This window comes from Baekduia sp. Peel2402, assembly GCF_052567285.1.
In genome coordinates, this window is record NZ_CP199582.1 from 3,909,286 (window position 1) to 3,934,929 (window position 25,644).

24 protein-coding genes are annotated in these 25,644 nt (G+C 73.2%); 15 read left to right on the top strand and 9 right to left on the bottom strand.

The annotated features are described in order from the left end of the window. Nucleotides 1-46 precede the first annotated feature (46 nt). Complete coding sequence (locus ACT01A_RS19065) at nt 47-364, bottom strand: hypothetical protein (protein WP_445148676.1); 318 nt, start codon at nt 362-364, stop codon at nt 47-49. A 52-nt stretch (nt 365-416) separates the two neighbouring features. On the opposite strand from ACT01A_RS19065, the gene ACT01A_RS19070 reads away from it, so the two are divergent. From ACT01A_RS19070 to ACT01A_RS19120, 11 genes are all read left to right on the top strand, one after another. Beyond that, nucleotides 417-1,706: a zinc ribbon domain-containing protein gene (locus ACT01A_RS19070; protein ID WP_445148677.1), complete on the top strand. Its 1,290-nt coding sequence runs from the start codon at nt 417-419 to the stop codon at nt 1,704-1,706. Between the two features lie 25 nt (nt 1,707-1,731). Further along, nucleotides 1,732-2,271, top strand: a complete 540-nt coding sequence (locus ACT01A_RS19075; protein ID WP_445148678.1) for a hypothetical protein — start codon at nt 1,732-1,734, stop codon at nt 2,269-2,271. Beyond that, entirely contained in the window at nt 2,247-3,023 is a 777-nt protein-coding gene (locus ACT01A_RS19080; protein ID WP_445148679.1) for a nitrilase-related carbon-nitrogen hydrolase, read from the top strand. Before ACT01A_RS19075 ends, ACT01A_RS19080 begins: the two co-directional genes overlap by 25 nt. 115 nt (nt 3,024-3,138) lie before the next feature. After that, on the top strand, nt 3,139-3,693 hold the full coding sequence (locus ACT01A_RS19085; RefSeq protein ID WP_445148680.1) for a PadR family transcriptional regulator: 555 nt from the start codon (nt 3,139-3,141) through the stop codon (nt 3,691-3,693). A 5-nt stretch (nt 3,694-3,698) separates the two neighbouring features. Then, nucleotides 3,699-4,415, top strand: coding sequence for an ATP-binding cassette domain-containing protein (locus ACT01A_RS19090; protein WP_445148681.1), 717 nt, complete (start codon nt 3,699-3,701; stop codon nt 4,413-4,415). Nucleotides 4,416-4,429: 14 nt separating this feature from the next. Further along, nucleotides 4,430-5,131 (top strand): ABC transporter ATP-binding protein, encoded by a 702-nt coding sequence (locus ACT01A_RS19095; protein ID WP_445148682.1) that lies wholly within the window; start codon nt 4,430-4,432, stop codon nt 5,129-5,131. Next, nucleotides 5,128-7,692: an ABC transporter permease gene (locus ACT01A_RS19100; RefSeq protein ID WP_445148683.1), complete on the top strand. Its 2,565-nt coding sequence runs from the start codon at nt 5,128-5,130 to the stop codon at nt 7,690-7,692. The genes ACT01A_RS19095 and ACT01A_RS19100 overlap by 4 nt, the downstream gene beginning before the upstream one ends. 23 nt (nt 7,693-7,715) lie before the next feature. Then, nucleotides 7,716-8,840, top strand: a complete 1,125-nt coding sequence (locus ACT01A_RS19105; RefSeq protein WP_445148684.1) for a DUF2600 family protein — start codon at nt 7,716-7,718, stop codon at nt 8,838-8,840. Between the two features lie 186 nt (nt 8,841-9,026). Then, nucleotides 9,027-9,485 (top strand): helix-turn-helix domain-containing protein, encoded by a 459-nt coding sequence (locus ACT01A_RS19110; protein WP_445148685.1) that lies wholly within the window; start codon nt 9,027-9,029, stop codon nt 9,483-9,485. Nucleotides 9,486-9,566: 81 nt separating this feature from the next. After that, nucleotides 9,567-9,998: an autotransporter gene (locus tag ACT01A_RS19115; RefSeq protein WP_445148686.1), complete on the top strand. Its 432-nt coding sequence runs from the start codon at nt 9,567-9,569 to the stop codon at nt 9,996-9,998. 7 nt (nt 9,999-10,005) lie between these two features. Beyond that, entirely contained in the window at nt 10,006-10,788 is a 783-nt protein-coding gene (locus tag ACT01A_RS19120) for a hypothetical protein (RefSeq protein ID WP_445148687.1), read from the top strand. On the opposite strand, the gene ACT01A_RS19125 is transcribed toward ACT01A_RS19120, so the two are convergent. The 5 genes from ACT01A_RS19125 to ACT01A_RS19145 form a co-directional block, all read right to left on the bottom strand. Further along, nucleotides 10,779-11,531: a hypothetical protein gene (locus tag ACT01A_RS19125; RefSeq protein ID WP_445148688.1), complete on the bottom strand. Its 753-nt coding sequence runs from the start codon at nt 11,529-11,531 to the stop codon at nt 10,779-10,781. The genes ACT01A_RS19120 and ACT01A_RS19125 overlap by 10 nt on opposite strands. 114 nt (nt 11,532-11,645) lie before the next feature. Then, a complete protein-coding gene (locus ACT01A_RS19130) occupies nt 11,646-12,215 on the bottom strand; it encodes a helix-turn-helix domain-containing protein (RefSeq protein WP_445148689.1) in 570 nt (189 codons plus the stop codon). Nucleotides 12,216-12,350: 135 nt separating this feature from the next. Then, the gene (locus tag ACT01A_RS19135; RefSeq protein ID WP_445148690.1) at nt 12,351-13,664 is read right to left on the bottom strand and encodes a sensor histidine kinase; all 1,314 of its coding nucleotides are present in this window, start codon (nt 13,662-13,664) and stop codon (nt 12,351-12,353) included. Further along, a complete protein-coding gene (locus ACT01A_RS19140) occupies nt 13,661-14,356 on the bottom strand; it encodes a response regulator transcription factor (RefSeq protein ID WP_445148691.1) in 696 nt (231 codons plus the stop codon). The genes ACT01A_RS19135 and ACT01A_RS19140 overlap by 4 nt, the downstream gene beginning before the upstream one ends. A gap of 70 nt (nt 14,357-14,426) precedes the next feature. After that, complete coding sequence (locus ACT01A_RS19145) at nt 14,427-14,924, bottom strand: DUF1269 domain-containing protein (protein ID WP_445148692.1); 498 nt, start codon at nt 14,922-14,924, stop codon at nt 14,427-14,429. 246 nt (nt 14,925-15,170) lie between these two features. Between ACT01A_RS19145 and ACT01A_RS19150 the strand changes: the two genes are divergently transcribed. Beyond that, entirely contained in the window at nt 15,171-17,564 is a 2,394-nt protein-coding gene (locus tag ACT01A_RS19150; protein WP_445148693.1) for a LuxR C-terminal-related transcriptional regulator, read from the top strand. Between the two features lie 78 nt (nt 17,565-17,642). Further along, entirely contained in the window at nt 17,643-20,330 is a 2,688-nt protein-coding gene (locus ACT01A_RS19155) for a LuxR C-terminal-related transcriptional regulator (protein ID WP_445148694.1), read from the top strand. Here the strand turns inward: ACT01A_RS19155 and ACT01A_RS19160 are convergent. Continuing rightward, nucleotides 20,327-20,536 carry a hypothetical protein gene (locus ACT01A_RS19160; RefSeq protein ID WP_445148695.1) on the bottom strand — a complete coding sequence of 70 codons (210 nt, stop codon included), beginning with the start codon at nt 20,534-20,536 and terminating at the stop codon, nt 20,327-20,329. The two genes, ACT01A_RS19155 and ACT01A_RS19160, sit on opposite strands and share 4 nt — an antisense overlap. A 6-nt stretch (nt 20,537-20,542) precedes the next feature. Further along, entirely contained in the window at nt 20,543-20,764 is a 222-nt protein-coding gene (locus tag ACT01A_RS19165) for a hypothetical protein (RefSeq protein WP_445148696.1), read from the bottom strand. A gap of 89 nt (nt 20,765-20,853) precedes the next feature. Here ACT01A_RS19165 and ACT01A_RS19170 point away from each other — a divergent pair, with 89 nt between their 5' ends. Together ACT01A_RS19170 and ACT01A_RS19175 are read left to right on the top strand one after the other, a co-directional pair. Further along, nucleotides 20,854-22,086: an NAD(P)/FAD-dependent oxidoreductase gene (locus ACT01A_RS19170; protein ID WP_445148697.1), complete on the top strand. Its 1,233-nt coding sequence runs from the start codon at nt 20,854-20,856 to the stop codon at nt 22,084-22,086. 163 nt (nt 22,087-22,249) lie between these two features. Further along, entirely contained in the window at nt 22,250-23,932 is a 1,683-nt protein-coding gene (locus ACT01A_RS19175) for a PucR family transcriptional regulator (RefSeq protein ID WP_445148698.1), read from the top strand. Between the two features lie 20 nt (nt 23,933-23,952). Here ACT01A_RS19175 and ACT01A_RS19180 read toward each other — a convergent pair whose 3' ends face one another. Beyond that, entirely contained in the window at nt 23,953-25,590 is a 1,638-nt protein-coding gene (locus ACT01A_RS19180; protein ID WP_445148699.1) for an amidohydrolase, read from the bottom strand. Nucleotides 25,591-25,644: the final 54 nt, after the last annotated feature.

The following is a 25,644-nucleotide window of genomic DNA, read 5'->3' on the forward strand; positions in this document are numbered from 1 at the left end:
GTGCGTGCGGCGCGGCCCCGGGGAGCGATCCTCGGGGCCGTGTGCGCTACTGCGTGACCGCGTAGGCCAACGACTCGCCGCAGCGCCAGCAGTAGATCGCGCCGCGGGCGTGGGAGGCGCTGCAGCGCCGGCACTGGCCGGTGACGCCTTCGTCGGCAGCGGCCAGCAAGCGCTCCAACTCGCCGAGCTCGGCGTCGGCGGCGCGCAGCTCGGCGGACCGGCGGACGAGCACGTCGAGGTGGAACTGCCCGGTCTGAGCCATCTCGGCGGTCAGGCCACCGAGGTCGAACTGCAGCGTGGCCACGAGCCGCGCGGTCTCCTTGCGACGGGCCCGCAGGGCCTCGAGCGAATCATCGTTCGTCACCCGATCTAAAGTACACTATGCCTGTGGAGATTAAGATGTATTGGGACGCCGCGTGACGTTGGCGAGGTGCCCATCCTGCGGCGCGCCGCATGGGGCGCAGGCGCGGTACTGCATCCACTGCGGCCAGCTTCTCGGCGAGCGATCGGTCGACCTTGACCGGGCGTTCGAGGTCGCGCGCGAGCGTGAGGCCGAGGAGGCCGCGGCGGTCGAGCTGCCGGCGCAGACGCGCAGCATCTGGCGGCGTCCGGCGGCCTCCGCGTTGGTGAGCACCGCGCTGGCGCTCGGTGTGCTCGGCGGCCTGCTGATCGGGCCCGACGGTCGCGCGGCAGGGCGCGCGCCGGTGCTGCTCGGCGGCGCCGCTGCGCCGGCAGCTGCGGCGGCCAGCATCGCTGAGCCGGCGACGACGGCCGTGCCGCCCGCGACGGAGGGCACCACCGATCTGACGCCGTCGGCCGGCGACGACACCACCGCGGCCGCCACCGGCGACGCGACGGCCGCGGCCGACGACGACACGACCGCGGCCGACACCGCCGCGTCGGACGACACGACGACCACCGACGACACGACGACGTCAGACGACGGCGGCACCACCGCCGACAACAGCACCTCCGACGACGGCGACGGCAGCAGCGATCTCAGCGGGCTCGTCAGCGCGGCGAGCAAGCTGCCGCCGATCAAGCACGTCTGGGTGATCGCCGTGTCCGGCCCGCTGGCCCAGCACGACGGCTCTTATCTCGGCGAGACGCTCTGGTCGCTCGGGACCGTCTTAACCAAGTACGGGCCCGGGGCCACCGACCCGCTGGCCGGCGCCCAGGCGCTGGTGGGCGGCAAGGCGCCGACGCTCGCCCGGCAACTCAAGGACAAGAACAAGACGGCCAAGGTGTACGCCTCGGGTGACGCCGCCTGCGCGCGCAATCCGTTCGCTGCCGTTGCCTCTGACGCCGGTGAGGCCGCGACCTGCGCCGACGCCGCGCAGCTCACCGCCGACCTCGGCGCGCGGGACACCACGCCGGAGCTCTCCTACATCCTGCCCGACCCGACGCTGGACGTCGCCGGCCTGGATCGCTTTCTCGAGCAGGTCGTCGGGCCGATTCGTCGCACCGAGACCTACAAGTCGGGTGGTCTGATCGCGATCGTCCCGACCGCGACCACCGACGCCTCCGCCACGACCGGCGCGCTGCTGCTGTCGCCGTTCGCCGCCGCGGCCACGACCGTCGGCGACGACGTCGGCCCCGGCGTCCTGCTGCGCACCGTCGAGGACCTCTTCGGTCTCGACCCGCTCGGCGCGGCCGCCGCCGACGGCGTCTCCGCGCTGGACTCGGACGTGCTCGCCAAGCCGTAGGCGCCGGGTACGCTCCGCGGCGCCGATGAGCTGGACGCGCCGATACGCCGCCGGAGAGGTCGGGCCCGTCTGGGCGGAGATCGTCGCAGCGGGCGGGCCGCCGTCTGACGAGGCCGTCGCCGTGGCGCGCGAGCTGGCGCGCCGCGCCGGGCGCAACGTCGTGCGGATCCGCGACCACCTCGCCGTGCAGGGTTACGTGTTCGAGACCGAGGAGCCGATCCGGCCACCGGCAGACGACATCGTCGAGCAGCTCGCCGCGATGGAGGAGCAGATCGCGCCGGTCCCGCTCGCGCTGCGCGCGTGGGCCGAGGAGGTCGGCATGGTCAACCTCAACGGGTCGCACCCGGGATGGGCGATCGAGTACGCGGACCCGTTCTGCGTCGAGCTCGATCCGGCCGACGCCGTCGAGGTCCACCGCGACTGGATCGAGACCGGGTGGTTCGTGCGCTGGGGCCAGATCCGGTTCTCGGTTCCGCTGGCACCCGATTTCTTGCACAAGGACGACGTCAGCGGCGGTCCGCCCGCCAAACCGCGCCGTCGGTGGGCGCGGTCGATGACAACCTGATTGCCTTGCGTGCGGCGCTGGCCGACGCGCTCGCCGCCGACGCCGGGATCGTCGTCGCGACCGAGCTGGCGGGCAGCGGGTACGCGTTCGCGGACGCCGAGGAGGCGCGAGCCCACGCGGAGGACCTCGACGGCCCGACGGTCTCCGCCTACCGCGACGCCTCGCAGGCCGGCGGTGGCGCCGTCGTCGTCGGCGGCTTCTGCGAGCGCGGCGACGACGGCAACACCTACAACAGCGCGGTGGCCGTCGAGGCGGGTGAGGTCCTCGCCGTCTACCGCAAGCTGCACCTCTGGCACGACGAGCAGAGCTGCTTCACGCCGGGCGCTGAGGTGCCACCGGTCGTCGAGACCCACCACGGCCGGATCGGCGTGGCCATCTGCTACGACCTGGAGTTCCCCGAGGTGACCCGTTCGCTGGCGCTGCGCGGTGCCGACCTGCTGGCGCTGCCGACCAACTGGCCGCGCACCGTGGTCCCGCCCGGCGAGCGCTCGATGCTCGGCACGCTGGCGATGGCGACCGCGCGCCTGTCGCGCACGTTCGTCGCGGTCTGCGACCGCGCCGGCGCTGAGCGCGGCGTCGACTACGAGGGCGCGTCGATCATCGCCGGCCCGGACGGCTACCCGCTGGCCGAGTCCACCGACCCGCTCGCGTCGCAGGTCCTGACCGCGACCGCCGACCTCGCGCACGCGCGCGACAAGCGCACCGGCCCGCGCAACGACGTCGTCACGGACCGGCGGCCGGATCTCTACTGATCAGCTCAGCGCGGAGGGCGGGGGCTGCCGACCGGCAGCAATCTTTTGTTGCTCATGCCTTTTTTCGCATCCAGCAAAAGAGATAGTCTTGTGTCCGGAAAGGGTCGGAACACAAATGGCGATGATCCAAGAGGCAGTGCTCGGGCTGCTCGCGCGAGAGCCCAGTCACGGGTACGCGCTGTGGCAGACGCTGCAGAGCTGGTCGGTGGACGAGACCATTCAGAGCTCGTCCGTTTATATGGCGATCAAGCGCCTGGCGGATGCCGAGGCGATCGAGGTCGTCGCCCTTGGGCCCGCGCCGCGCCACGGCGAGCGGCCGCGCCACACCTTCGCGATCACCGACGCGGGGCGCGATCGCCTCGACCGGTGGCTGTCGCAACGTCCGGCCACCGTCGAGGATCTGCGGCTGCGGATCGCGATCGCCCAACCGGCGGATGACCTCGCGGTCCTAATCGACTGGGTCAATCAGGCGCTGATCGACACCCAGCGCCGTCTCGGCGCCGCGCCCGCCGCGGCGGTCGAGGAGGCGGCGTCCTGGGAATCCGCCTGCGCGCTGGCGATGTCGACGCTGTCCTTCCACGAGCTCTCCGCCCGCGCGCAGTGGCTGGCGGAGGCCAACGCCCAGCTGCGGCGCCTGCACGCGCTCGCAACGGCGAATCGAGGCGCGTGACCTGCGTGCTGTCACTTGACGGCGTCGGCGTCTGCTACTGGCGCGGGCACCGGCCGTTGCAGGTCCTCCGGGACGCGAGCATGCACGTCCACGCCGGCGAGCTGGTCGGCGTCTGGGCCAAGGCCGGCGGCGGCAAGACGACGCTGCTCGAGGTCTGCGCGGGCGTCGTCGCGCCGGAGGAGGGACGGGTCGTCATCAACGGCGAGGAGCTCGGCGGGCTCGGCAAGCGCCGGACGACCGAGCTGCTGCAGAGCACCGTCGGCCTCGCGACGCGGCAGGGTCCGGCGATCCCCGACCTGCCGATGGTCACGTGGATCGCGCTCGGGCTGATGCGCCACCTCCATCGGCGTGACGCCGAGCGACGCGCCCGGCAGGCGATGGGCCGCGTGGGGCTGGACGCGCTCGCCGACGAGCCGTGGCGCAACCTGTCTGACAGCGAGCGCATCCTGCTCGCCATCGCTCGCGCCGCTGTCTGCGAACCCAGGCTGTTGTTGATCGACGATCCGACGTCCGGGCTGGACATGACCGAGCGGCTGCATCTGCTCGGGCTGCTGCGATCGATGACCTCCGCGACGGGCGTCGCGGTCGTGATGGCGGCCTCCGACATGGCGGACTTGCAAGGCGTCGAGAGCGTCTGGTCGCTGGTCGACGGACATCTCGTCGGACCGCCGCAAGAGTCGGCGACCGTCGTCGAGTTGGCGCAGCGCAGCAAGCGCGGATAGCGTCGCGGGTAGCGATGCTCGAGTTCCGCAGGGTCGTGAAGCACTACGCGATCGGTAACGAGGTGGTCCACGCCGTCGATGGCGTGTCGCTGGACGTCGGGGCGGGCGAGCTGGTCGCGCTCTACGGCCCGAGCGGTTCTGGCAAGAGCACGCTGCTGGGCATCGCCGCGGCGATCCTCGCCCCCGACAGCGGCGAGGTCTGCGTCAACGGCCGCGACATCACCCGGCTGTCATCCCGCGCGGCCGCCGATTACCGCATGCGCGAGCTCGGGTTCATCGCGCAGAGCATCGAGCTGCTGGAGGGCGCAAGCGTCGTCACCAACGCGGCGCTGAAGTTGTACGGGATGGGCATGCGCGTGGGGCCCGCCAATCGCCGGGTCGCGATGATGCTCGAGGCGGTCGGGCTCGGTCACCGCCTCAAGCACCGGCCTCACGAGCTCTCGATGGGTGAGCGCCAGCGCGTGATGATCGTCCGCGCCCTTTCCACCGAGCCGCGCATCGTGCTCGCCGACGAGCCGACCGGCGCCCTGGACAGCGAGCGCACCGTCGAGGTCCTCGAGCTGCTGCGCAGCGTCACGTCCGAGCGCGGCATCGCCACGCTGCTGGTCACCCACGATCCGCAGGCCGTCGCCTACGCCGATCGCCAGTACACCCTCCGCGACGGAGCACTGGCAGAAGGCGCACAGCCGGCCGTGCCCGCCCGGACGGCACCGTGACGGCGACCTGGGATCCACTGCCGCCGCTGCCCGCGCCGACCCGGCTGCGCCTGCGCAGCGTGGGCGTCCTCTACTGGGTGCGGCTGCGCCGCCGCTGGCTGCAGGAGCTGTTGGCGATCGCCGGGATCGCGGTCGGCGTCGGCCTGCTCTACGCCGGGTCGGTGGCCAACTCGAGCCTGTCGGCGGCCGCCCGCCATCTCAACCAGGGCATCATCGGAACCAGCCAGATCCAGGTCGTGGCACGCAGCGGCAGCGGCTTCTCCGATCAGCTCACCAAGACGGTCTTAGCCACCCCAGGCGTGCGCTCGGCGGCCCCGATCCTGCAAGCCCAGGCGAGCCTCGTCGGGTCGACGAGCCGCCGGTCGATGATGGTCTACGCCTCCGATCCGGAGCTCCTGCGCAAGCTCAACGGCGCGCTCGTTCAGGGCTTCAACGCCGCTGAGCTGGCGGGTGAGGAGTTCCTCGCGGTGACGACGGCCGTCGGCGACCAACTGCACTTGCGCACGGGCGACCTCGCCCAGGTCCAGATCGCGGGTCGTGCGCACGTGGCCGGGATCGTCGTGCTTGGTCGCCGGGACATCGGGGTCCTGGCCGATCAGTCGATGGCGCTCGCGCCGCTGCCCTACCTCCAGCGGCTCGGCGGCCTCGACCATCGCCTGTCGCGACTGCTGGTCGAGGCGGATCCCGACCAGGTCGGGGCGGTCCAGAAGCGGCTCGCCGCCGTGACCGGCGGTCGCGTCGACGTGCGCCACTCCGACTACGAGCCCAAGCTGTTTGACAAGACCGCCTGGCCGACCGCCGCCGCGACCCTGGTCTCCAGCACGATCAGCTCGATCGTCGGGTTTCTCTTTGCCGCCTGCGCGATGCTCGTGACGATCACCGCGCGCCGCGTGCTGGCCCTGGACCTGCGGCGCAGCGGCTACTCCAACCGGCAGATCACGGGCATCCTGCTCGTCGACGCGCTGGCGCTCGGCATCACGGCGGTGGCGCTCGGCCTGGTCCTCGGGGAGGCGCTCTCGCGGCACGGCTTCTCCGCGGACGTCGGCTTCATGGAGGGCGCGTTCCCGATCGGCGACGAGCGCGTCGTGACGTGGTCGAGCGTGGCGATCGCGGCCGGGGGCGGTCTGTTCGCAGCGATCGCCGGCGCGCTCGGGCCGCTGGTGCCAACGCTGACGGCCCGCGGCGATCGCCCGTCGAGCCATGCTGCGTCGCGCCGGGTGCGAGAGGCCGCCGGCTTGGTGCTCTTGGCGGCGGTCGTGGTGATCACGATCTGGGTGCCCGGCGCGGTGATCTTCGGCGTGATCGCGCTGACGGTCGCCGTGGTGCTCCTACTGCCGTCGGTGCTCGATGCGACCGTGAGCGGGCTGCGCTGGATCAGCCACCGCAGCCCGCGGACGCTGATGGGCGTCGAGCTGGCGCTTCCGCAGTTGACCGCCCCGGTCTGGCGTGTGCGCTCGCTGGCGATCGCGACGATCGGCGCGCTCGCGGTCCTCGGCGGGGCGGCGGTCCAGGGCGCCCGCTCCAATCTCCAGAGCGGCCTCGACCGTGCCGCGACGGTGGAGTACGACCACACCGCCGACGTGTGGGTGTCCTCCTACGCGCCGGGCGATCTGTTCGGCGCCGCCTCGTTTCCGCTGAGCGCCGCTCGTGGGCAGCTTGCCGCGGTGCAAGGCGTCCGCGACGTGCGGATCTACCGCGGCGGCTTCTTGGACGTCGGCGGCAACCGCGCGTGGGTGCGCGCGCCCGAGCCGGACTCGCCGGGGCCGGTCCCGGTTCGGCAGGTGCTTGACGGCAGCGCTGGCAAGGCGACCGCGCGCTTCCGCGCCGGCGGCTGGGTCACGCTGTCACGGGCGATCGCCAACGCGCTGGACGTCGACGTCGGCGACCGGTTCGTGCTTCCGTCGCCCGTGCCGACGACCTTCCGGGTCGGGGCGATCACCACCAACCTCGGTTGGCCAGGCGGCGCGGTGATCCTCAACAGTGATGACTACGCGCGCGCGTGGGGCACCACCGACGTCAGCGCCTACCAGCTCGCTATGGCGCCCGGCGTGACGCCAGAGGCGGGCGCCGCGGCTGCGCGGCAGGCGCTTGGCCGGCGCTCGCCGTTGCGCGTGGAGACCGCCACCCAGCGCGACGCGCGTGAGATGGCGGCCAGTCGCGGCGGCCTGGCGCGCCTGCGGCAGATCTCCTCGCTGATGCTCGTCGCCGCGGTGCTCGCGATGGGCGCGGCCATGGCGGGCCTGCTCTGGCAGCAGCGTGTTGGCGTCGCGCGTCAGAAGCTCGACGGACACCGGACCGTTGTGATGTGGAGGGCCCTCGCCGTCGAGAGCGGCGTTCTGATCGGGGTCGGTTGCCTGTTCGGCGCGCTCGCCTCGCTGCTCGGCCAGGTGCTGAGCAGTCGTGGACTCCAGTGGATCAGCGGCTTCCCGATCGAGCCGCGGGCCCAGTTGGGGATTTCGGCGGCGATCTTCGGACTGGTCACCGGGATCGCCGTGCTGGCGGTTGCTGTGCCGGGATACTTGGTCGCACGCGTTGATCCGTCCCTCCGCGCGACCGACTAGGGGGATGGGACCGAAGCACGCTCATGAGCCATTACGAGATCGTCGAGCCGTTTGGGGACGGCACCGCCCGCGTCGCACCGCTGACGCTACGGCTGACGGCGGCCACCGCCGCTGGAGCTGGTCGCCAGCTGAGGTGGGGGCTGGGCGGCGTGCGGGAGGAGGTGCGCCGGTGGCGATCGGTGGCCGAGCGCATCCCGAATCCGATCCTGCGCGCCGACGCGTTCGCCTCGCTGGAGAAGCGCTACTACGTCGACGGCGCGGCCCTGTTCTGGATCCTGCCGACGCGCCGCAACCGCGAGTTGCTGGATCTGCTCGTCGCCTACCAGACGATCGCGAACTACCTCGACTGCGCGAGCGAGCGCGGCGCGGCTCACCGGGGCGCGGCGGGCGGAAGCCTGATGCTGGCCCTCGTCGACGCCGTCGACGTCGACGGGCCGATCCACGACTACTACGCCGATCACCCGTGGTCGGGCGACGGCGGGTATCTCACGGCGCTGGTCCAGCGCTGCCGCGCGGCCTGCGCGACGCTCCCCGGCTACGCGGCCGCACGGCCGCTGCTGCTCGCGCAGGCGCGCCTTGGCCGGGCGCTGGAGCTCTGCCATGACCCGGATCCCGTTCGGCGCGACGCCGCGCTGCGGCGCCTGGCTGACGACGTGCGCGCGCCGCACTCGGGCGCGGCTTGGTTTGAGCTGGTCGGCAGCGCGACGTCGCTGCTGGGCGTGATCGTGCTGCTGGCGCTGGCCGCCGACCCTGAGACGACCGACGCCGACCTGCACCTCGCCACGGCCGCCTACATCCCCTGGGTCGGCGCGCTTAGCCTGATGCTCGACAGCTACATCGACCAGGCCGATGACGCGGCCACGCAGAGCTGGAGCGCGATCGCCTACTACCCGGACGCCGAGACCGCCCATCGCCGCGTAGTGGTGCTGATCGAACGGGCACTTGGGACAGTCGCCAGTTTGCACCGCGGCGAACGTCACACGCTGATCGTCGCCGCAATGCTGGCGATGTACCTGACCAGTGACAACGCCACAGCGCCAGCTTTGGCCGCCGAAACACGAGCGCTACAGCGCGCCGGCGGCCCTTTGGCACGGGCGTTGGTGCCGATTCTGCGGGCCTGGCGGCTGCTTTACCGCCAGCGGCGCTGATGTTCCACAGTGGAACATCCACTGTGGAAGCATTCCACTGAGAGTCTTGTAGCAGACAACACAGGCCCCTACGGTAACGCCGTGGCGTTCCCGTCGCGCCCATCGCAGACAAGGTCATCGACGCCGCACCCGGCCGACTGGTGGCGGACGGTTATCGGTGCTCAATCTGAGGAGGAGGAGACGCGCATGATGGGGAACAAGCAGGAGAGGGATCACCGCAGGGAGACGTTGCGCCCGCATCCGGCCCGGGATCAGATCCTCGGCGTGATGCGCAACTACGGCAAGCCGCTGAGCCCGACGCAGATCGCCCGCATCACGGGTGCCTCGCTGGGTGCGACCGCGTATCACGTGCGCACGCTGGAGGAGGCCGGTCAGCTCGAGCTCGCCGACGAGGGTCGTGTCCGCGGGGCGGTCGAGCACTTCTACACGCTCATCGACGGCGCTGATACGCCGCCCGCCAGCGATCCGGCCCGGTTGTTGTTGTCCAGCTGTGGCGCGCTGACGGTGCCAGATCCCGAGGGCGGTTACCCCCGCCCGACGGTCATCGACGACCCCGCGCGCGACGAGCTGCGCGAGCTCATCGACGAGCTGGCTCCCAAGGTGCGGGCAATCGCGGCAGCCGCCAACGCGCGCGCTCGTCGCTGACCTTGCTCATCGGCTTGGGATCGCAACGAGAAAGCCACGCGAGAACCTAGACACACTGGTAGCTTCTGTTATGTGGTCACCATGACCCGGAAGCTCCTCGTCGTCCTCGCGTCACTCGCCGTGGCGGCCCCTGCGGTGGCCGCCACCGGCGAGCACGCAGTCAAAGAACACGTCGACCTGACGTTGGTCAAACGGACCGGTACGACCAAGCTCGAGCACAAGGGCCGCGCGACCGGGACCGTCAAGGGGGCGGTGACGTCGAAGATCACGATCAGCCACTCGGTGGTGATGCGCGGCACGGTGACGATCTCGGCCGCGGGCGGCAAGATCCGCCTGAAGGTCAGCGGGCGAGCTCGCTCGATCGGGGTGCAGACGAAGTTCAACGGGACGGCCACGATGTCGGGTGGCACCGGCAAGTACGCCGGGGCGACCGGCACCGGCACGTTCAAAGGGGTCGTCAACCGTCGCTCGTGGCATGTGACGCTCGATGCGACCGGGTCCTACCACTACTGAGCGTGCCGTGCGGCTGATCGCGCTCGTTGCGGCGTTCGTGGCGCTGGCCGCGGCGCCTGCCCCAGCAGCGGTGCCTAGCGCGCCGCCGCCGATCCGCTTCTCGGTCGCCTTCGGCGACGGCGCTCGGCTGAGCGCCGCCACGTCGCTGCTGATCCGGCTTGCCATGGCGCCCGGCCTACCGCCGGTCACCGAGGTGCGCCTCTTCACGCCGTCGGGCATCGACCTCAGCTCCAGCGAGCTGGGCCTGGCGACGTGCAAGCGGCCGGCGCTGGCGCTTCTGAGCGTGATGAACCTGGTCGATCGCACGCCCTGTCCGGGCAACGCGCTGATGGGCAGCGGACGGGCGCTGGCCGAGCTGCGCTTCGATCCCGAGGAGGTCTACGACGGTGTGGCGCGGCTGGCGCTGTACTCCGGCGAGTCGGTCGGCGACAAGCCCGGCTTGTACGTGATCGCCGACACCTCCCGCCCGATCCGCACGCAGCTGACCTACAACGGCTACCTGTACGTCCCGCCGCCGGGCTTTGGCATCGGGATGGCGATCCAGGTCCGGCCGATCCCGCAGCCGCCGTTTGGCGCACCGGTGGCGCTGTCGTCGTTCCGGATGGTGGTCGGCGCGTCCGACCTGCGCTACGTGGAGACCGTGCGCGGGCAGCCGGTCAGCTTCCACCCGCGCACGGTCCCGTTGCCGGCCAGGTGCCCGGCCGAGGGCTTCCGCTTCCGTGCCGTCGTGCGCCTAGAGGGCGGCCGGCGGCTCACGAAGGACGCCTTCGTGCCCTGCCCTCAGCAGTAGGCCAGCGTCTTCTTCACCGTCTGCTTCTCGCCGGCCTCGGTCGTAAACGTGACCGAGAAGTCGCGCTTGCCGTCCTTGCAGCCGGTCGACTCCAGGAAGCCGGTGCTGCGGCCCTTGGACTTCTTGGTGATCTTCTTGATCGTGGCCGCGGCGGAGACGACCGGGAGGTCGAGGCCGACCTGGTGGCGCAGCGTGTCAGGGACGGTGAACGAGAGACCGGCGGTCGTGCCGTGCTTCGTCCATTTCGCCGGGACCGCCTGAGCGAGCGAGACGGGGCACGTGGGCTGGCGCGCGACGATCCACAGCGCGGCTTTGCCGCCACCCGAGTTGTAGATCTTGAATGGGAGTGAGCAGGTCAGCGCGTCGGCGGCGGGCGTGCCGGACTTGCCGATCAGCGCGGTCAGCGTGCCCTTGCCTAGCAGCGCGTCCTTCGGGCACTTCGCGTCGGTCTGCGCCGCGTCGAGCGCCGCGGCCTTGCAGCCGGGCAGCAGCGAGGAGTTGACCTTGCCGCCCTCGACGTCGATCTCATAGGTCTTGACGACCTGCGGGACGTTGCCCGACGGGTCGCTCAGCTTGAACGTGAACTGAAGCCCGGCGGCTTTGGGCTTGGCGGTCGTGCCGCCGCGGATCGACGTCCCGCCGGTCACCTCGTAGGTGTTGCCGCCGGTCGTCTGGGCGTACGCGGCCGTCGCCAGCGCGACCGAGGCCAGGCCGCAGCCGGCCAGCGCCTTGAAGCGATGCATTTCCTGCTCTCCTTCGGGTTCGTGGGGCACCCAAAGACCGCGCCGGACCCCCATCCGGCCGTCTGGGAACACGGGAGTACACCAAACGTCGTCGTTTCCTGCGCCGTCACCCGCTCACGCCTGCAGGTGCACCCGCTGGCCTTGGGGCCCGAAGATCGCGATCAGCTCCACGGGACCGTCGGCCGCGCCGAACCAGTGCGGCGTCCAGGTGCTGAACTCCGCGGCCTCACCGGGCGCGATCGCGAACTCCTGGTCGCCGAGCACGAGCCGCAGCGTCCCGGTCATCACGTACAACCACTCGTGGCCCTCGTGGCTGGGCAGCTCCTCGGGCGGCTCGCGTCGGCGCCCCGCGATCACGATCTTGTAGGCCTGTAGTCCGCCCGCCGGCCCGTGGCGGGTCAGCGGCACCATCGTCATGTCCTCGAACGTTCGCGCCCGCGCCCGCACGCGCGGGTCGGGGACCGGCGCGGAGCCGAGCAGGTCGTCGCTGCTGACGCCCAGCGCGCTCGCCAGCGCCGGCACGTGATCCAGCGCGAGCCGTCGCTTGCCGGACTCCAACCGGCTCAAGGTGGACATGTCGATGTTCGCGCGCTCGGCGACCTGCGCGAGCGTCAGGCCGCGCTCGGCGCGCAGCTCGCGCAGCCGCCGCCGCACGCGGGCGTCGATGGGCTCGTCGGTCGGCATGCCCGCTAGGGTCGCATGCGTGCGCGGCGCGCTGCGGGAGTACCTGCACGACGAGGAGATCGGCGGCATCGCGCTGCTGCTCGGCGTCGTCTCTGCGGCGCTCGGCGCGCTGTGGCTCGCGCGGCGGGCTTAGCGTCAGCGCGGGGCGGCGGGCAGCACGAGCACGACGTCGCCGCCCGGTCCGTCGCCGAGCACGACGTCGCCGCCGCACGAACGCGCCAGGCGCCGCGCGAGCGGCAGCCCGAGGCCCGCGCCGCCGCCGCTACCCGCACCGCTGACGCCGGGATCGAAGACGCGGTCGCCGAGCGCGGGGTCGACGCCGGGCCCGTCGTCGCGGACCGCCAGCCGTACGCGGCCGCTGCCCGCCGACAGCTCCAGCCGGATGGCGCTGGCGGCGTGGCGGCGCGCGTTGTCGACCAGCGGCGCGAGGGCGCGGCGGACCACGTCGGCGTCGCCCTCGGCGGCGGGCAGGACATCAACAACCCGCACTTCGGCGTCCGGCACCTCGCGCGCCAACGCCGCCAGGTCAACCGCGCCGTCCTCCGGATCCAGCTCGCGCCGCGCGACCGCCAGCAGCGTGTCGACGGTCTCCGTCAGCCGCTGGCCTTGGGCGACGACCGCGTGCAGTGCCGCTTCACGCTCGGCCTCCGCGTCCGGCCCGGTCGCGCCCAGCGCGAGCTCCGCCCGGCCCATCACGCCGGCCAGCGGCGTGCGCAGCTCGTGCGCGACCTCGGCGGCGAAGCGCTGCTCGTGGCGCCGCGACGCCGCGATCCGCGCCAGCAGCCCGTCGAGCGTCGCGGCCAGGCCGGTCAGCTCGTCGCGCGGCGGCCCCAGGCCAAAGCGCCGGTCGAGGTCGTGCGCGCCCCAGTCCTCGGCGTCCTCGGTCATCCGCGCCACCGGCGCCAGCGCGCGGGCGATCGCGCTGCGCAGCGCGACGCCACCCGCGACGAGCACCAACAGCGCGACGACCAGCGACCCGACGAGTACGAGCTGTTGCAGCGTCTCCAGCGACTCGGTGGACATCGCGACGACGACCGCGCCGACCGGCTCGGCGCGCCCGCGCGCGACGATCGGCTCGACGCGCAGGAGCACGTCGTCGCCGCCGTCGTGCTCGCCGAACGCGCGCTCGCGGCCGAGCCGGATCGCCAGCGCGTCCAGCTCCGGGTCGGCGGCCTGCGCGCGCTCGATGACCGCGCCGTCGTCGCCCGCGAGCACCCACGCGTGGCGGTCCAGCGCGGCGCCCGCGTCCTCCGGCCTCGCGCGCACTGTTACTCGCGTGCCCGCGACGTCGAGCGCCGCGCGCTCCGCCTCGGCCTGGGCGCGCAGCTGGTTGGACGCCTCGTGCCCGACGCGCACGTCGAGCAGGACGTTGCCCGCGACGACCAGCGCGCCGAGGCCGACCGCGAGGATGACCAGCGAGGTCAGCAGGATCCGGGTGGCGAAGCTCAAGCGTCGACGAGCCGGTAGCCGACCCCGCGCGCGGTGTGGATCGCGGCGTCGGCGCCCGCGTCGCGGAGCTTTCGCCGCAGTCGCGCGACGTACGCGTCGAGCGTGTTGTCGGCGACGATCGCGCCCTCCGGCCAACCCGCCGAGCACAGCGCCGCGCGCCGCACGACCTCGCCCGGCCGTGCGGCCAGCAGCGCGAGCAGCCGGAACTCGGTCGGCGTCAGCGGGACCGTCGCGCCGTCGTGGAGGATCGCGTGCGCGGCGGGGTCGAGCGTCAGCCCGCCGCCGCGCTGCGCCGCGACGGCTGCGTCGCCGCTCGCCGCGCCCGCGCGCCGCACGAGCGCCTGGACGCGCACGACCAGCTCGGCGATCGCAAACGGCTTGGTCAGGTAGTCGTCGCCGCCCGCGTGAAAGCCGCTGAGTCGGTCGGGCAGCGTGTCGCGCGCGGTGAGGAACAGGACCGGCGTCGCGACCCCGCGCGCCCGCAGCGCCTGGCAGACGTCGCGTCCGTCGGCATCGGGCAGACCGACGTCGAGGATCAGGACGTCGGGCGCGCGCTCTGAGAACGCGGTGACCGCCTCCGAGCCGGTTGCCGTCACCCGCACGGCGAAGCCCTCGCGCTGGAGCACGTCGCGGACGACGCCGCGCAGCTCGGCGTCGTCCTCGCACAACCCGGCGGTGGGGGACAGGCTCATCGCCCGCCCGATGGTAGGCGCGATCGACCCCTACAGGTCGGTGTGGCCGCCCGTCCCCCGCCGCTGCGCTCTAGGCAGGCTGCGGGGCGCCCGCGCTCTCCAGCGCCTCGCGCAGCCGCTCGTCGGCGGCGTCGTCCAGCGACGAGTGGATCAGCGTGCCCTGCACCTGGACGTTCTCGAGCAGCTTGTCCTTGTTGACGTTGCGGACCAGGCCGACCAGCGCGGCGCCGCCCGGCTGCAGCTGCTCGCCGAGCTCCTTCATGAAGTTGTCGTCGACGCCCGCGTCGCTGAACGCGCCGGCCGCGGCGCCCGATGCGGCGCCCACCGCCATGCCGAAGAGCGGCACGAGGAACAACAGCCCGATCAGGCCGCCCCAGGCAGCGCCGCCGAGCGCGCCGACGCCGGCCAGCGACGGCTGATGCAGCTTGATCTTGCCGTCGGCCTTGCGCTCGACGATCACGAGGTCGTCGACGTCCAGCAGCTTGCCTTTGGACGCCTCGCCGATGCGGCCGGCGACGCGGCGGGCGGTGTCGACGTCGGGGTAGGCAATGGCGATGAGGTCGCTCATGGGGTTGGGGGCTCCGTTCGGTGCTCGCGTAAAAGGACGCTTGCGATCGTCCGGTTCGCGAGGGTGAGGACGCCCCGCCCGCGGCGGGTGATGTCCCATAGGTGAGCGTCTGTGCGCCACCTCGGCGAAAACAGCTGTGCGATTTCGATCGTCGCGTTGACTGCGGTCGGTGCTGAGAGGACGCTACGTCTGCGAACCCGCGATGTGACGAGGAGGGCGGAGATCAAGGGGGAGCAGAGCAGGCGCGTGCTGACGTCGACGTCGCCGGAATGGCCGATCGGTCGCGAGGCTCTGCGGGCGCGTCTGGACGCGGCTGCCGACGCGGGTGGCGTCGTGCTGCTCGCCGCTGAGCCAGGGACGGGCAAGACCGTCCTGCTGCGCCAGTGGCTCGCGGGCCGCGTGGTCGCTGCTGACACCGCGGAGCCGCTGTCGCTGACCGATCCCGCCGATGCCGTGGCGCGACTGCGCGACGGCTCCGTGGCGCTGCTCGTCGTCGACGCGGCCGAGACGCTGGACGCCGACGCCCGCGTCGCGCTCGGTGACGCGCTGGCCCACCGCGCGGCGGGCGTCGCGGCGGTGATCGCCAGCCGCGCTGACCTCGGCCTCTGCGCGCTGGAGCTTGGGCGCACCGCGCCGGTCCTGCTCCTGGACGCCGACGACCTCGCGCTCGGCACCGCCGAGGTTCGCGCCGCGCTGGAGGCCTGGGGCTGGGACGGCGTCACGGCGGGCGAGGCGCATGCGGTGGCCTTCGAGGCCGACGGCTGGTGCGCGGGCGTGCGGCTGGCGGCGGCTGCGGGCCGAGGCGGGCTGCGCGGCAGCCATGCGCGCGACGTCCTGGGCGCGGTCGCCGGCGACGCGGTCCTGGACGAGCTGGTCGCGCTGTCGGCGCTGGACGAGCTGGTCGCGCTGTCGGCGCTGGACGAGCTCGACGCGCGCGGGATCGCCGAAGTGCTCGGCCTCGACTCCGACGCCGCCGCGGCTCGCCTCCGATGGCTGATCGCCGCCCGCGTCTTCCTGCGCCGCGGCGCGGACGAGGGCACATGGCGCTTCGCGCGGCCCGTGCTGCGCGCGCTGCGCCAGGAGCTGGCCGCGCGCCCTGCGCCGGCCGTCACGGGCAACGGCGCCGGCGACCCGCCCGACATGGGCGCCGCGCTGTTGGAGGACGACGTCCTCGCCGGTCGTGCCATCGAGCTGCTGCTGGCCGGGCGGCTCGCCGCGCCCACTCCGCGCGCGATCGGCCTCGCCCCGCCGCCGTCGCGCGCGGGTCGCGCTGCCGCGGCGCTCGCGCTCCTGGAGATTGGCGACGCGGAGACCGCCCGGGCGCTGGTCGCACCGGCCGATCTCGGCACGGACGCCGTCGGCCTGGCCGTCGCGGTCGCGGCGGCGCGCGCGGCCGGTGACCGCGACGCGATCGAGGCGGCGGTCGATCGCATCACCGCGCGGGCGCGCGCGAGCGCCGACGAGGACGCCGAGGCGCACGGGCTCGAGGCCTATGCCTTGCTCCAGCTCGCCCGCCTGGAGATCGTCGAGGGCCGCGTCGCCGAGGCCGACGAGCACCTCCGCCTCGCCGCCGGCCTGGCCGAGCGCAGCCGGGCGTGCGCGATCTTCTCTCGCGCGCGGGTCGGTCGCGCCGAGTTGGCCGTAACCGCCGGGCGCCTGGGCGAGGCCGAGCGTCTCGTCGCATCGGTGCCCGAGGACACGCCGCGCGCCGCGACGCGCGCGCGCCGCGCGCTCGTGCTCGCCGAGGTCGCCTACGCCCGCGACGACCGCGCAGTCGCCCATGCGCGACTCGAGCAAGCCCGCGCCGCCGCGCGCGCCACACGCAGCCCTGAGCTCTGGTTCCACGTGCACTTCCTGGACGCGCTGTTGCTCGACGCCGAGGGCGACGACGACCGCGCGACCGAGCGACTCGCCGAAGCCGTCGCGATGCGCGAGCGCTGCGCAGCACCGCCGCCGGACGCGCGCACGATCGAGGTGTTGCGCGTCCGGCTGCTGGCGCGCGCCGGTCGCGTCGAAGAGGCTGGCGCGCTGCTCGCGCGGTTGGAGCGCGAGCGTGACCCGTTCGCGGCGCCGGTGGTCGACCTCGTCGCCGCCCGCGCGGCGCTGGCCCGCGGGGCGCCCGACGAGGCGTCGCGGCGCCTGCACCCGTGGGCGGTCACCGCTCCCGTCCCGGGCCTCGACGTCTGGCACCTGTCGACGTTCGCGGTGGCCACCGATCGGCTCGGCGATCGCGAGGCGGCGCATGCGGCGCTGGAGCGCGCGCTGGATCGCGCCGCGCCCGAAGGGGTGATGCGGCCGTTCTTGGAGGACGGCGTCCGGCTACGCGAGCTGCTCGGCCGGCACCTCGATCGCGGCACGGCGCACGCGGGGTTCGTGCTCCAGCTCGGCGAGCACCTCGCCACCGGGCGGCCTGCGCCCGAGGGTGAGATCCTCAATCCGCTGACCGACCGTGAGCGGACCGTCCTCGGACGTCTCCCGACCGAGCTGTCGGCGGCCGAGATCGCGGATGCCCTGCACGTCTCGGAGGCGACGGTGCGCACGCACATGCACAACATCTACGAGAAGCTCGGCGTCTCGTCGCGCCGCGACGCGGTCTCGCGCGCTAGGGATTTACGACTGCTCACCGCGCAGCAACGCTGATCTTAGGCCAGATTCTGGAGTGACGATCATCGGGATCGATGGAGGCGCCCGATCAAGGCGTGTGCATGAATGGCGATCGTGAGCCGACCTGCGACAGGTACGCCGTCTCGCCCGGCCGGCCGCTCCCGCGGCGGGCCGAACCAGGCCAGGGGCGTCACCGGTCCTCCCCCAGGAGCCGCCCTGGTCCCGCGGCCGCGGCTGGGCGCGCTGCTCGACGGCGCGACCACCGACGGGCTCACGCTGCTGGCGGCGGCGCCCGGCTCGGGCAAGACCGTCGCGCTCCGCGAGTGGGCCGCTGTCCGCACCCGGGCGGATCTCGCGTGGGTTGCTCTCACCCCGCGCGGTGACGGCGACGCCGGCGCGCTCTGGCGCCGGCTCGCCGCCGCCTTGGCCAGCGGTGGCCGCGGCGCCGCCCGGGGCGGCGAGACGGAGGTGCTGCGCGCGCTCGACGCGCGGCGCAGCCCTCTTCTGGTCGTGGTCGACGACGCCCACGAGGCCGACGACGCCGTGTTCGCCGCGTTTGCCGAGCGCCTCATCGACCATCCGTCGGTGCGCCTGATCGTCAGCACCCGCGTCGATCCGCGGCAGCCGCTGCACCGTCTGCGCGTCGAAGGGCGCCTGCATGAGATCCGCGGGGACGATCTCGCGTTCACGGCCGACGAGGCGCGGGCGATGCTCGTGCGTCAGGGCGTCGAGCTGACCGCCGAAGAGTTGGCGCTGCTCGTCCGCCGCACCGAGGGCTGGGCCGCCGGGCTGCGCCTCGCCGCGCTGCTGCTGGTCGACCACGAGCGCCCCGGCGAGGCGGTGCGGGAGTTCGCGGGCGACGACCGCGCGGTCGTCGCGTTCCTCGTGCACGAGGTGCTCGACCGCCAGCCGCCCGAGGTCCGCGAGATGCTCGTGCGCACCTCGGTGCTGCGGCGCGTCTCAGGTCCGCTGGCTGACGCGCTCACCGAGGGCTTCGGTGGGCAGGCCATGTTGGAGGACCTGGTTCGTCGGCACGCGCTGGTCGAGCCGCTGGACCGCCGCGGTCACTGGTATCGCTACCACCCGCTCTTCGCTGACCTGCTGCGCTCGCAGCTGCGCCGCCGTGGCGCCGGCGCGATCGCCGAGCAAGACCGCCGCGCCGCGCGCTTCCTGCGCGACGACGAACCTGCCGAGGCGCTGCGCCACGCCGCACGCTCCGGCGCCTGGGAGCTGGTCGACGCGCTGCTGCGCGACCACGGCCTGCTGCTGCGCGCGGCCGCTGGCGCCGGGGGTTCTGCCGCTGAGGGCGGCTCCGCGGTCGATGACGCGCTGCGTGATGTCCCGCCCGCCGTACTGTCGCGCCATCCGTTCATGGCGCTTTTCGCGGCGGCGCAGGCGCTCGGAGAGGGTCGCGACGCGGCAGCGCGCGCGCTGCTGGCCGAGGCCGAGGCGCACGCGATGGCGCCCGCCGGCGAGCGCCGCGGCCGCCTCGGCGTTGGCCTGGCGCTGGTACGCGCGCTCGCCGCTCTGCGGGCCGGAGACGTCGCGGGCGTGCGCCACCACGCCGCGGTCGTCCTGCACGGCCCCGCGACGCAGGACCGGACCGCGGTCGCGACCCGGGCGGTCGCTCTCCTGGCGCTCGGCGAGGCCCTGGTCGCCGATGGCGACCCGGACGCCGAGCGCCGCCTGCGCGACGCGGCGGTCGAAGCTGGGCGGGCGAGGCTGCCGGGGCTCGCCCGCCGCGCCGAGGCCTTGCGCGCCTGGTGCTACGCGTTGGACGGACACGTGCGCCAGGCCGCGCTGGCCGCGGCGGACCTTTCGGCGGGCGATCGTGGCGCCGCCGCCGGCTCCTGGATCCCCGAGGCCGAGCTGGCCCGGGCGCTCGTCGCCGGCGAGCGCGGCGACATGGTTGGAGCCGGCGTCGCCGTGCGTCGCGCCGCGGCCGCGCTCGCGCTGGCGCCGGGTGGCGGTGGGCGCCTGCCGTCGCTGGCGCTGGAGACGGTCCGGGGCCGCCTCGCGATGGCGGCCGCGACGCCGGCCGAGCGCCAGGCCGCGCTCGGCGGGCTGACGCGCGCGAGCTCCGGATGGGCGACGCCCGCGCCGCGGCGCCTGGCGCGCCTGTCGCTGGCGCTGCGCGCGGTGTTGTTGGTGAACTTGGATCGTGCCGCCGAGGCCCGCGCGCTGCTGGACGACGTCGCCGGGGATGGCGCGTTGATCCAGATCGCGCGCGCCGAGGCCGAGCTGGCGCTGGGCGACGCCGAGGTCGCCCGTGCGCGTGCGGAGGCGGTCGCTGAGCGGTCGGGTCTGCCCCTCCCGCTCGCCGTGACCGCGTTGTCGGCCGCGGCCCGCGCGGCCGAGGCCACCGGCGATCGCCCCGCTGCGCTGCGCCTGATCGGGCGCGCGCTGGACCTCGCCGAAGCCGACGGCCTGCGCCTCGCGCTGGCCGCCGAGGGATGCGCGCCGCTGCTGGCGCGCGTCCTGCGCACGGGGACGAGCCACCGCGCACTGGTTGGCGACGTTCTGGAGCTGACGGCCACCGGGACCGCGCAGCCGGTCGGCGCTCCGGTCGACCCGCTGCGCGAGCCGCTCACCGAGCGTGAGTTGGCGGTCCTGCGCTTCCTGCCGACGATGCTCTCCTCACAGGAGATCGCGGGCGAGTTGTACGTGACGCTCAACACCGTCAAGAGCCACCTGCGCAACCTGTATCGCAAGCTCGGCGTCAACGGCCGGCGCGAGGCGGTCGATCGCGGTCGTGCGCTCGGGTTGCTTGCGCCCGGGACGCTGGGCGCCCGCCCGTCCTAGCGGCCGCTGACGCGCCGCACCTCCACGACCTCGCACCCGAGCTCGCGCAGGAGCGCCAGCGCGCTCTGCAGCTGCGCCTGGTCGGCGATCTCGCCCGTCAGCGTCGTCTCGGAGACGTCGAGCGTGCCGAAGGCCTCCTGGAGGCGACGCACGCCGTCGTCGTCGAGGCGCCCTCGGATCCGGATCTCGACGTCCGAGCGGCCCATCGATGATCACCGCGCCGAGGGGTCGTCGACGCCACCAACCTGCCGCGCCTCCAAGAGCTCGATCCCGAGGGCCGACAGCTGCTGGAGGACGTCGTCCAGGCCGGAGTCGTCGCTGACGTCGGCCCGCAGCACCGTGCTCGCCGGCCGCTCCTGAATCGACCGGACGCCCAACTCCTCCACGATCCCCGCATCGAGGACGCCGCGCACGCTGATCTCATACGACCTCATGGGAGGACGCTCCCGCACGGTCGCGTGGTCGAACGTCACCCGCGGAGGGTGATGTGGTGCCTCACACACCGCGTTCTAAGCTCAGAGCCATGGCAGAGCCCAAGCAGGTGCTGATCGCAGGCGGCGGTGTGGCGGGCCTGGAAGCGGCCTTGGCGCTGCGGGATCTCGCAGGCGACCTGGTGGCGATCACGGTGATCAGCCCGGAGGCCGAGTTCTCCTACCGGCCGATGTCGGTCGCCGAGCCGTTCGGGCGTGGGCACGCGCACACGCACCCGCTGGCCGCGCTGACCAACCGGATCGGGGTGGCGCTGCGGCGCGACGCGCTGGCGTCGGTCGACGCGAGCGCGCGCGAGGTCGTCACGGCGGCCGGAGACCGGTTGTCCTACGACATGCTCTTGGTTGCCGTCGGCGCGGAGAGCGCCTCGGCGTTCCCCGGCGCGCGGACCTGGACGCCCGAGACCGACGCCGAGGTCTTCGGTGGGTTGTTGAGGGACTTGGAAGAGGGCTACACCAAGTCGGTGGCCTTCGTCGTCCCGCCCGCGAACACGTGGCCGCTGCCGGCCTACGAGCTGGCGCTGATGACCGCGTGGGACGCGCGCGGGATGGGGATCGATGACGTCAAGATCACCATCTACACGCCGGAGGCCTCGCCGCTGGCAAACTTCGGCGGGGCCGCGGGGGAGGGGATCCGTGAGGACCTCGATGAGGCGGGCGTCGCGATCGAGCTCAACGCCTACGTCAGCGAGGTCGACGACCAGTTGGTGTTGTTGCCCGACGGCAAGCCGCTGGGCGCGGCGCGGACGATCACGCTGCCGACCGCGGCCGGGCCCGCGGTGTCCGGGCTGCCGAGCGACCGGCTCGGGTTCGTCCTGACCGACCACTTCGGGCGCGTCGCCAACACGCCGGGCGTGTGGGCGGCGGGCGACGCGATCGCGTTCCCGGTCAAGCAGGGCGGCCTGGCGGCGCAGCAGGCCGACGCGGCCGCGCGGTCGATCGCGGTGGCGGCGGGCGCGACCGGCGTCGAGGTCGAGCCGTTTCGCCCGATCCTGCGCGGCGTCGTCCTGACCGGGCGCGGCAAGCGCTGGATCCGGCACGACCCGGCTCAGGACCCGGAGGGCGTCACGGCGCGGCACGCGCTGTTCTGGCCGCCGACCAAGGTCGCGGGGCGGTACCTGTCGCCGTTCCTGGCCGAGCTGGATCAGGCCGAGGAGTTCGGCGACAAGCTGCCCCAGCCGGACGGGCGTCCGGTCGAGCTGGATCTCGAGCGCGAGATCCCGGCGGCCGCCGACGCGCTGCGCGTGGCGCGGTCTCGCGGCGACTGAGCGGATCTCATAGCCCTGACCGAGGGGCGAACCGGGCGGGCGGCAACATGGCCCGTTCGGTGGTTGACGAGCAGGGTCGGGGCGCCGTAGCGTAGGCACGGGTCGTCGGATGTCTCGTCCTGAGGAGGATCGACCCTTGGCCTCGATTGACGCTGCCCGCCCCTTGGCCCCACGCCGGGAGGTTGAAGACGCACGCCCTGATGTTGGGGTTGATGCTGGGAACGGCCTGACGGTCGCTGCCGTCCTGCGGTTCGACGAGCTGCGCGCGGGTGCGCCGGAGGTCGTCGCCGGCCGGGCCGGGCTCGGGTCGCCGGTGCGCTGGGCGCACGCGTCAGAAGTGCCGAACATCGCGGCGCTGCTGCGCGGCGGCGAGCTCGTGCTGACGACCGGTGTGCGGATGCCGACCGACGCGGCGGGCCTGCGTCGCTTCGGCCTCGGGCTCGCCGAGCGCGGCGTGGCGGCGTTGGTGATCGAGCTGGGGACGGCCTTTGACGCGGTGCCGGACGCGCTGGCGCGCGTGGCCGACGAGCACGGGCTGCCGGTGATCGCGCTGCACCGCGAGATCCCGTTCGTTGACGCGACGCAGCGGATCAACTCCTACGTGCAGGCCGGCCACCTCGAGCTGCTGCGCAGGGTGGACGAGCTGCACCGGGCGTTCACGGACATCATGGTCCAGGGCGGCGGGATCCCCGAGTTGTTGAAGGCCGTCGCCGACGAGATCCGCAACCCGGTGGTGTTGGAGCGCGAGGACGGCCAACTCCTATATCAAGCGGTCCACGCGCGCGATCGCGCTGCGGTCGTGGGGGAGTGGGACGCGGTCCGTCGCGGGCTTCCGTCGGCGCCCGTGTCCTGCGCCGTCGCCGTCCCTACTGGCCGCGAGCGCGCGAACGGCCGGCTGGTCGCGCTGGGGATCGACGGCCCGTTGCGCGAGATCACGCGGCCGGCGCTGGAGCGCGCCGCGGGGTTGGTCGCCCTGGCCATGCGTCAGGCCCGCCAGGAGGAGGTGCTCCAAGCCCGCGCGCGGGGAGACGTGCTGGCCAACCTGATGTCGCGCGAGCTGAGCGAGGCCGAGATCGCGCGACAGCTGACGATCCTCGGGTTCCCGGCGGGGGTCGCGCACCTGCTGCCCTGCGTCGTCGTCCCATCGATGCCGACCGGCGCCGAGCACGGCCCCGACGAGATCGCGTGGACGATGGTCTGGCAGGAGGTCCGCCAGCACCTGACTGCGCAGGTCGTGCCCGCGATCGGCGGCCTGCTGCCCGGCGGTCACGAGGTCGCGCTCGTCGTCGGCCTTGCCTCCGCCGACCAGCGCGGCGCCCGCGCCGACGAGCTCGCCCGCGTCTTCGCCGCCGCCTGCAAGCGCCACCTCGGCGACGCCGGCGCCGGGACGCTGCACGTCGGCGCCTCCATCGCCACCTGGACCAAGGTCGCCGACGAGCTGCGCGAGGTCGTAGACGCCGCCGCGTTCCGCCGCACCGCGCCCACGATCGGCTGGTGCGACGCCTCCATCCCGGACCTCGACCGGCTGCTGTGGCAGCTGCGCGACCACCCCGACGTCCGCGCCTTCGTCGAGCGCCGCCTCGAGCCGATCCTCTCCCACGACCACAACCGCAGCTTGAAGCTGTTGCCGACCCTCGAAGCCTTCGTCGTCGAGTGCGGCCAAAAGACCGGCATGGCCCGCGCTCTGCATCTCGAACGCCAGTCCGTCTACCACCGCATCTCCCGCATCGAGGAGCTCCTCGACACCTCCCTCTACGACGAAGACACCCGCCTCGGCTTCCACCTCGCCCTCCGCGCCAAGCGCATGATGGACGGCCCGCCCTGCGGCGGCCCACCTCTCGCCTAGCTCCGTCTCGACTTTCGGCCTCAGGAGGGCGCTTTCTCGAGACCGCCCGCCCGGAAGACGACCTCGCCGTCGACGATCGTCGCCGCGACGGGGACGTCGGGCAGCGCGTCTGCGTCGGTCGTCACGAGGTCCTCGCCGAAGACCGAGATGTCGGCGGCCATGCCGACGCGCAAGCTGCCGTAGGTCACGCCCGGCCCTTCCACCGCCGCCGCCCAGGTCGTGTACCCGCACAACGTCTGTTCGGCCGAAAGCGCCTGCTCCGGCAGGTAGGGAACACGGCCATCGACGACTCCCGGCTTGCGCCGCAGCCGCGTCCAGGCCATCCCGACCCGCGGGTCGAAGTCCGCGACGCTCCAGTCCGACCCGAGCGGGATCACCGCGCCCGCCGCGGCGAGGTCCGCCGCTCGGAACCCGCGCTCCAGGCGGCCGTCGCTCAGCCCGTCCGACCAAGATGATGGTGTTGACGGATCGTCCAAGCCCTCCATGTGCAGCGGCTGCATGGAGGCGGCGACGCCCAGCGCGGCGAAGCGCGGCAGATCAGCATCAAGAACCGTCTCCAGGTGCTCGATCCGGTGCATCCGCCCGTCCGCCGCGGGCCCTGCCTTCTCATAGGCATCAAGAGCTCCGCGCACCGCGCCGTCGCCGACCGCATGCGTGACGCACGAGAAACCAGCCTCCGTGAACCGTCCCACCAACGACGAATAGCGCTCGACCGACGGCCAGAACGGGTCCTTGTTCAACCCGCCCGGCCCTGGCTCCACCAGCCACGCCGTCCCGCTGTCCAGCACGCCGTCCAGGAAGAACTTCGCCGTGCGCACCGCCCAGCGCCGCCCGCCCTCGCCGAGGAGCCCGAGGTGCACGGCGACCTCGTCGTCGGTGATCCCCGGCGCCTGGTGCATGGGCACCAACAACCGCACGCTGAGATCACCCCGCGCCTCCAACGCGCGCACGATCGCCACGATCTCCGGGTCGCCGATCATCACGTGCGCCCCGGTCAACCCCACGCGGTTGAACGCCTGCAACGTCGCGGCGTAGTGGTCCAACGCCTCGGCGTCAGACCACGACGGCACCACCTCGCGCACCAGGTCCATCGCGCCGTTCTCCAGCAGCGCACCGGTCGGCACGCCCGCGCCATCCACCACAACTTCCGCGAACTCCGCGAACGATCGCGCCCCGTCCACGCCCGCCAAGCACAACGCCGGCTGCGTCGCCAGCGCGGTATGTCCATCGTAGAACCCCAACAACGCTGGGACGTCGCCGACGGCGTCCGCAATCGCATCCGCCGTGATCCCCGACGCGTGGAACGGCTCGTAGCGCACGCTGTGCCCGAGCACCCACGTGTCGGGCCCGCAGCGCGCGCGCTCCTGCGTCAACCGCGCGTTGACCTCCTCCAGCGTCAGCGCGTCGCGCAGGTCGACCCCGCGCGTGTTGATCGTCCCGTGGAACGGGTGGATGTGCGCGTCGACCAGGCCCGGCGTCACGTGCAACCCGGCACCATCGAGAACCTCGGTCGACGGCCCCACCACCGAGCGCACATCAGCGTCGGAGCCCACCGCCACGACCACCCCGTCCTTCCACGCCACCGCGCTCGCCACCGGCGCCTCGGGGTCCATCGTCCGGATCGAGGCGCCGAGGATCGCGCCGTCTGCGTTGCTCATGCCCCCAACGCTGACGTCAGACCCCGCCGCCCACAACGGACAGCCCGTCGCCTT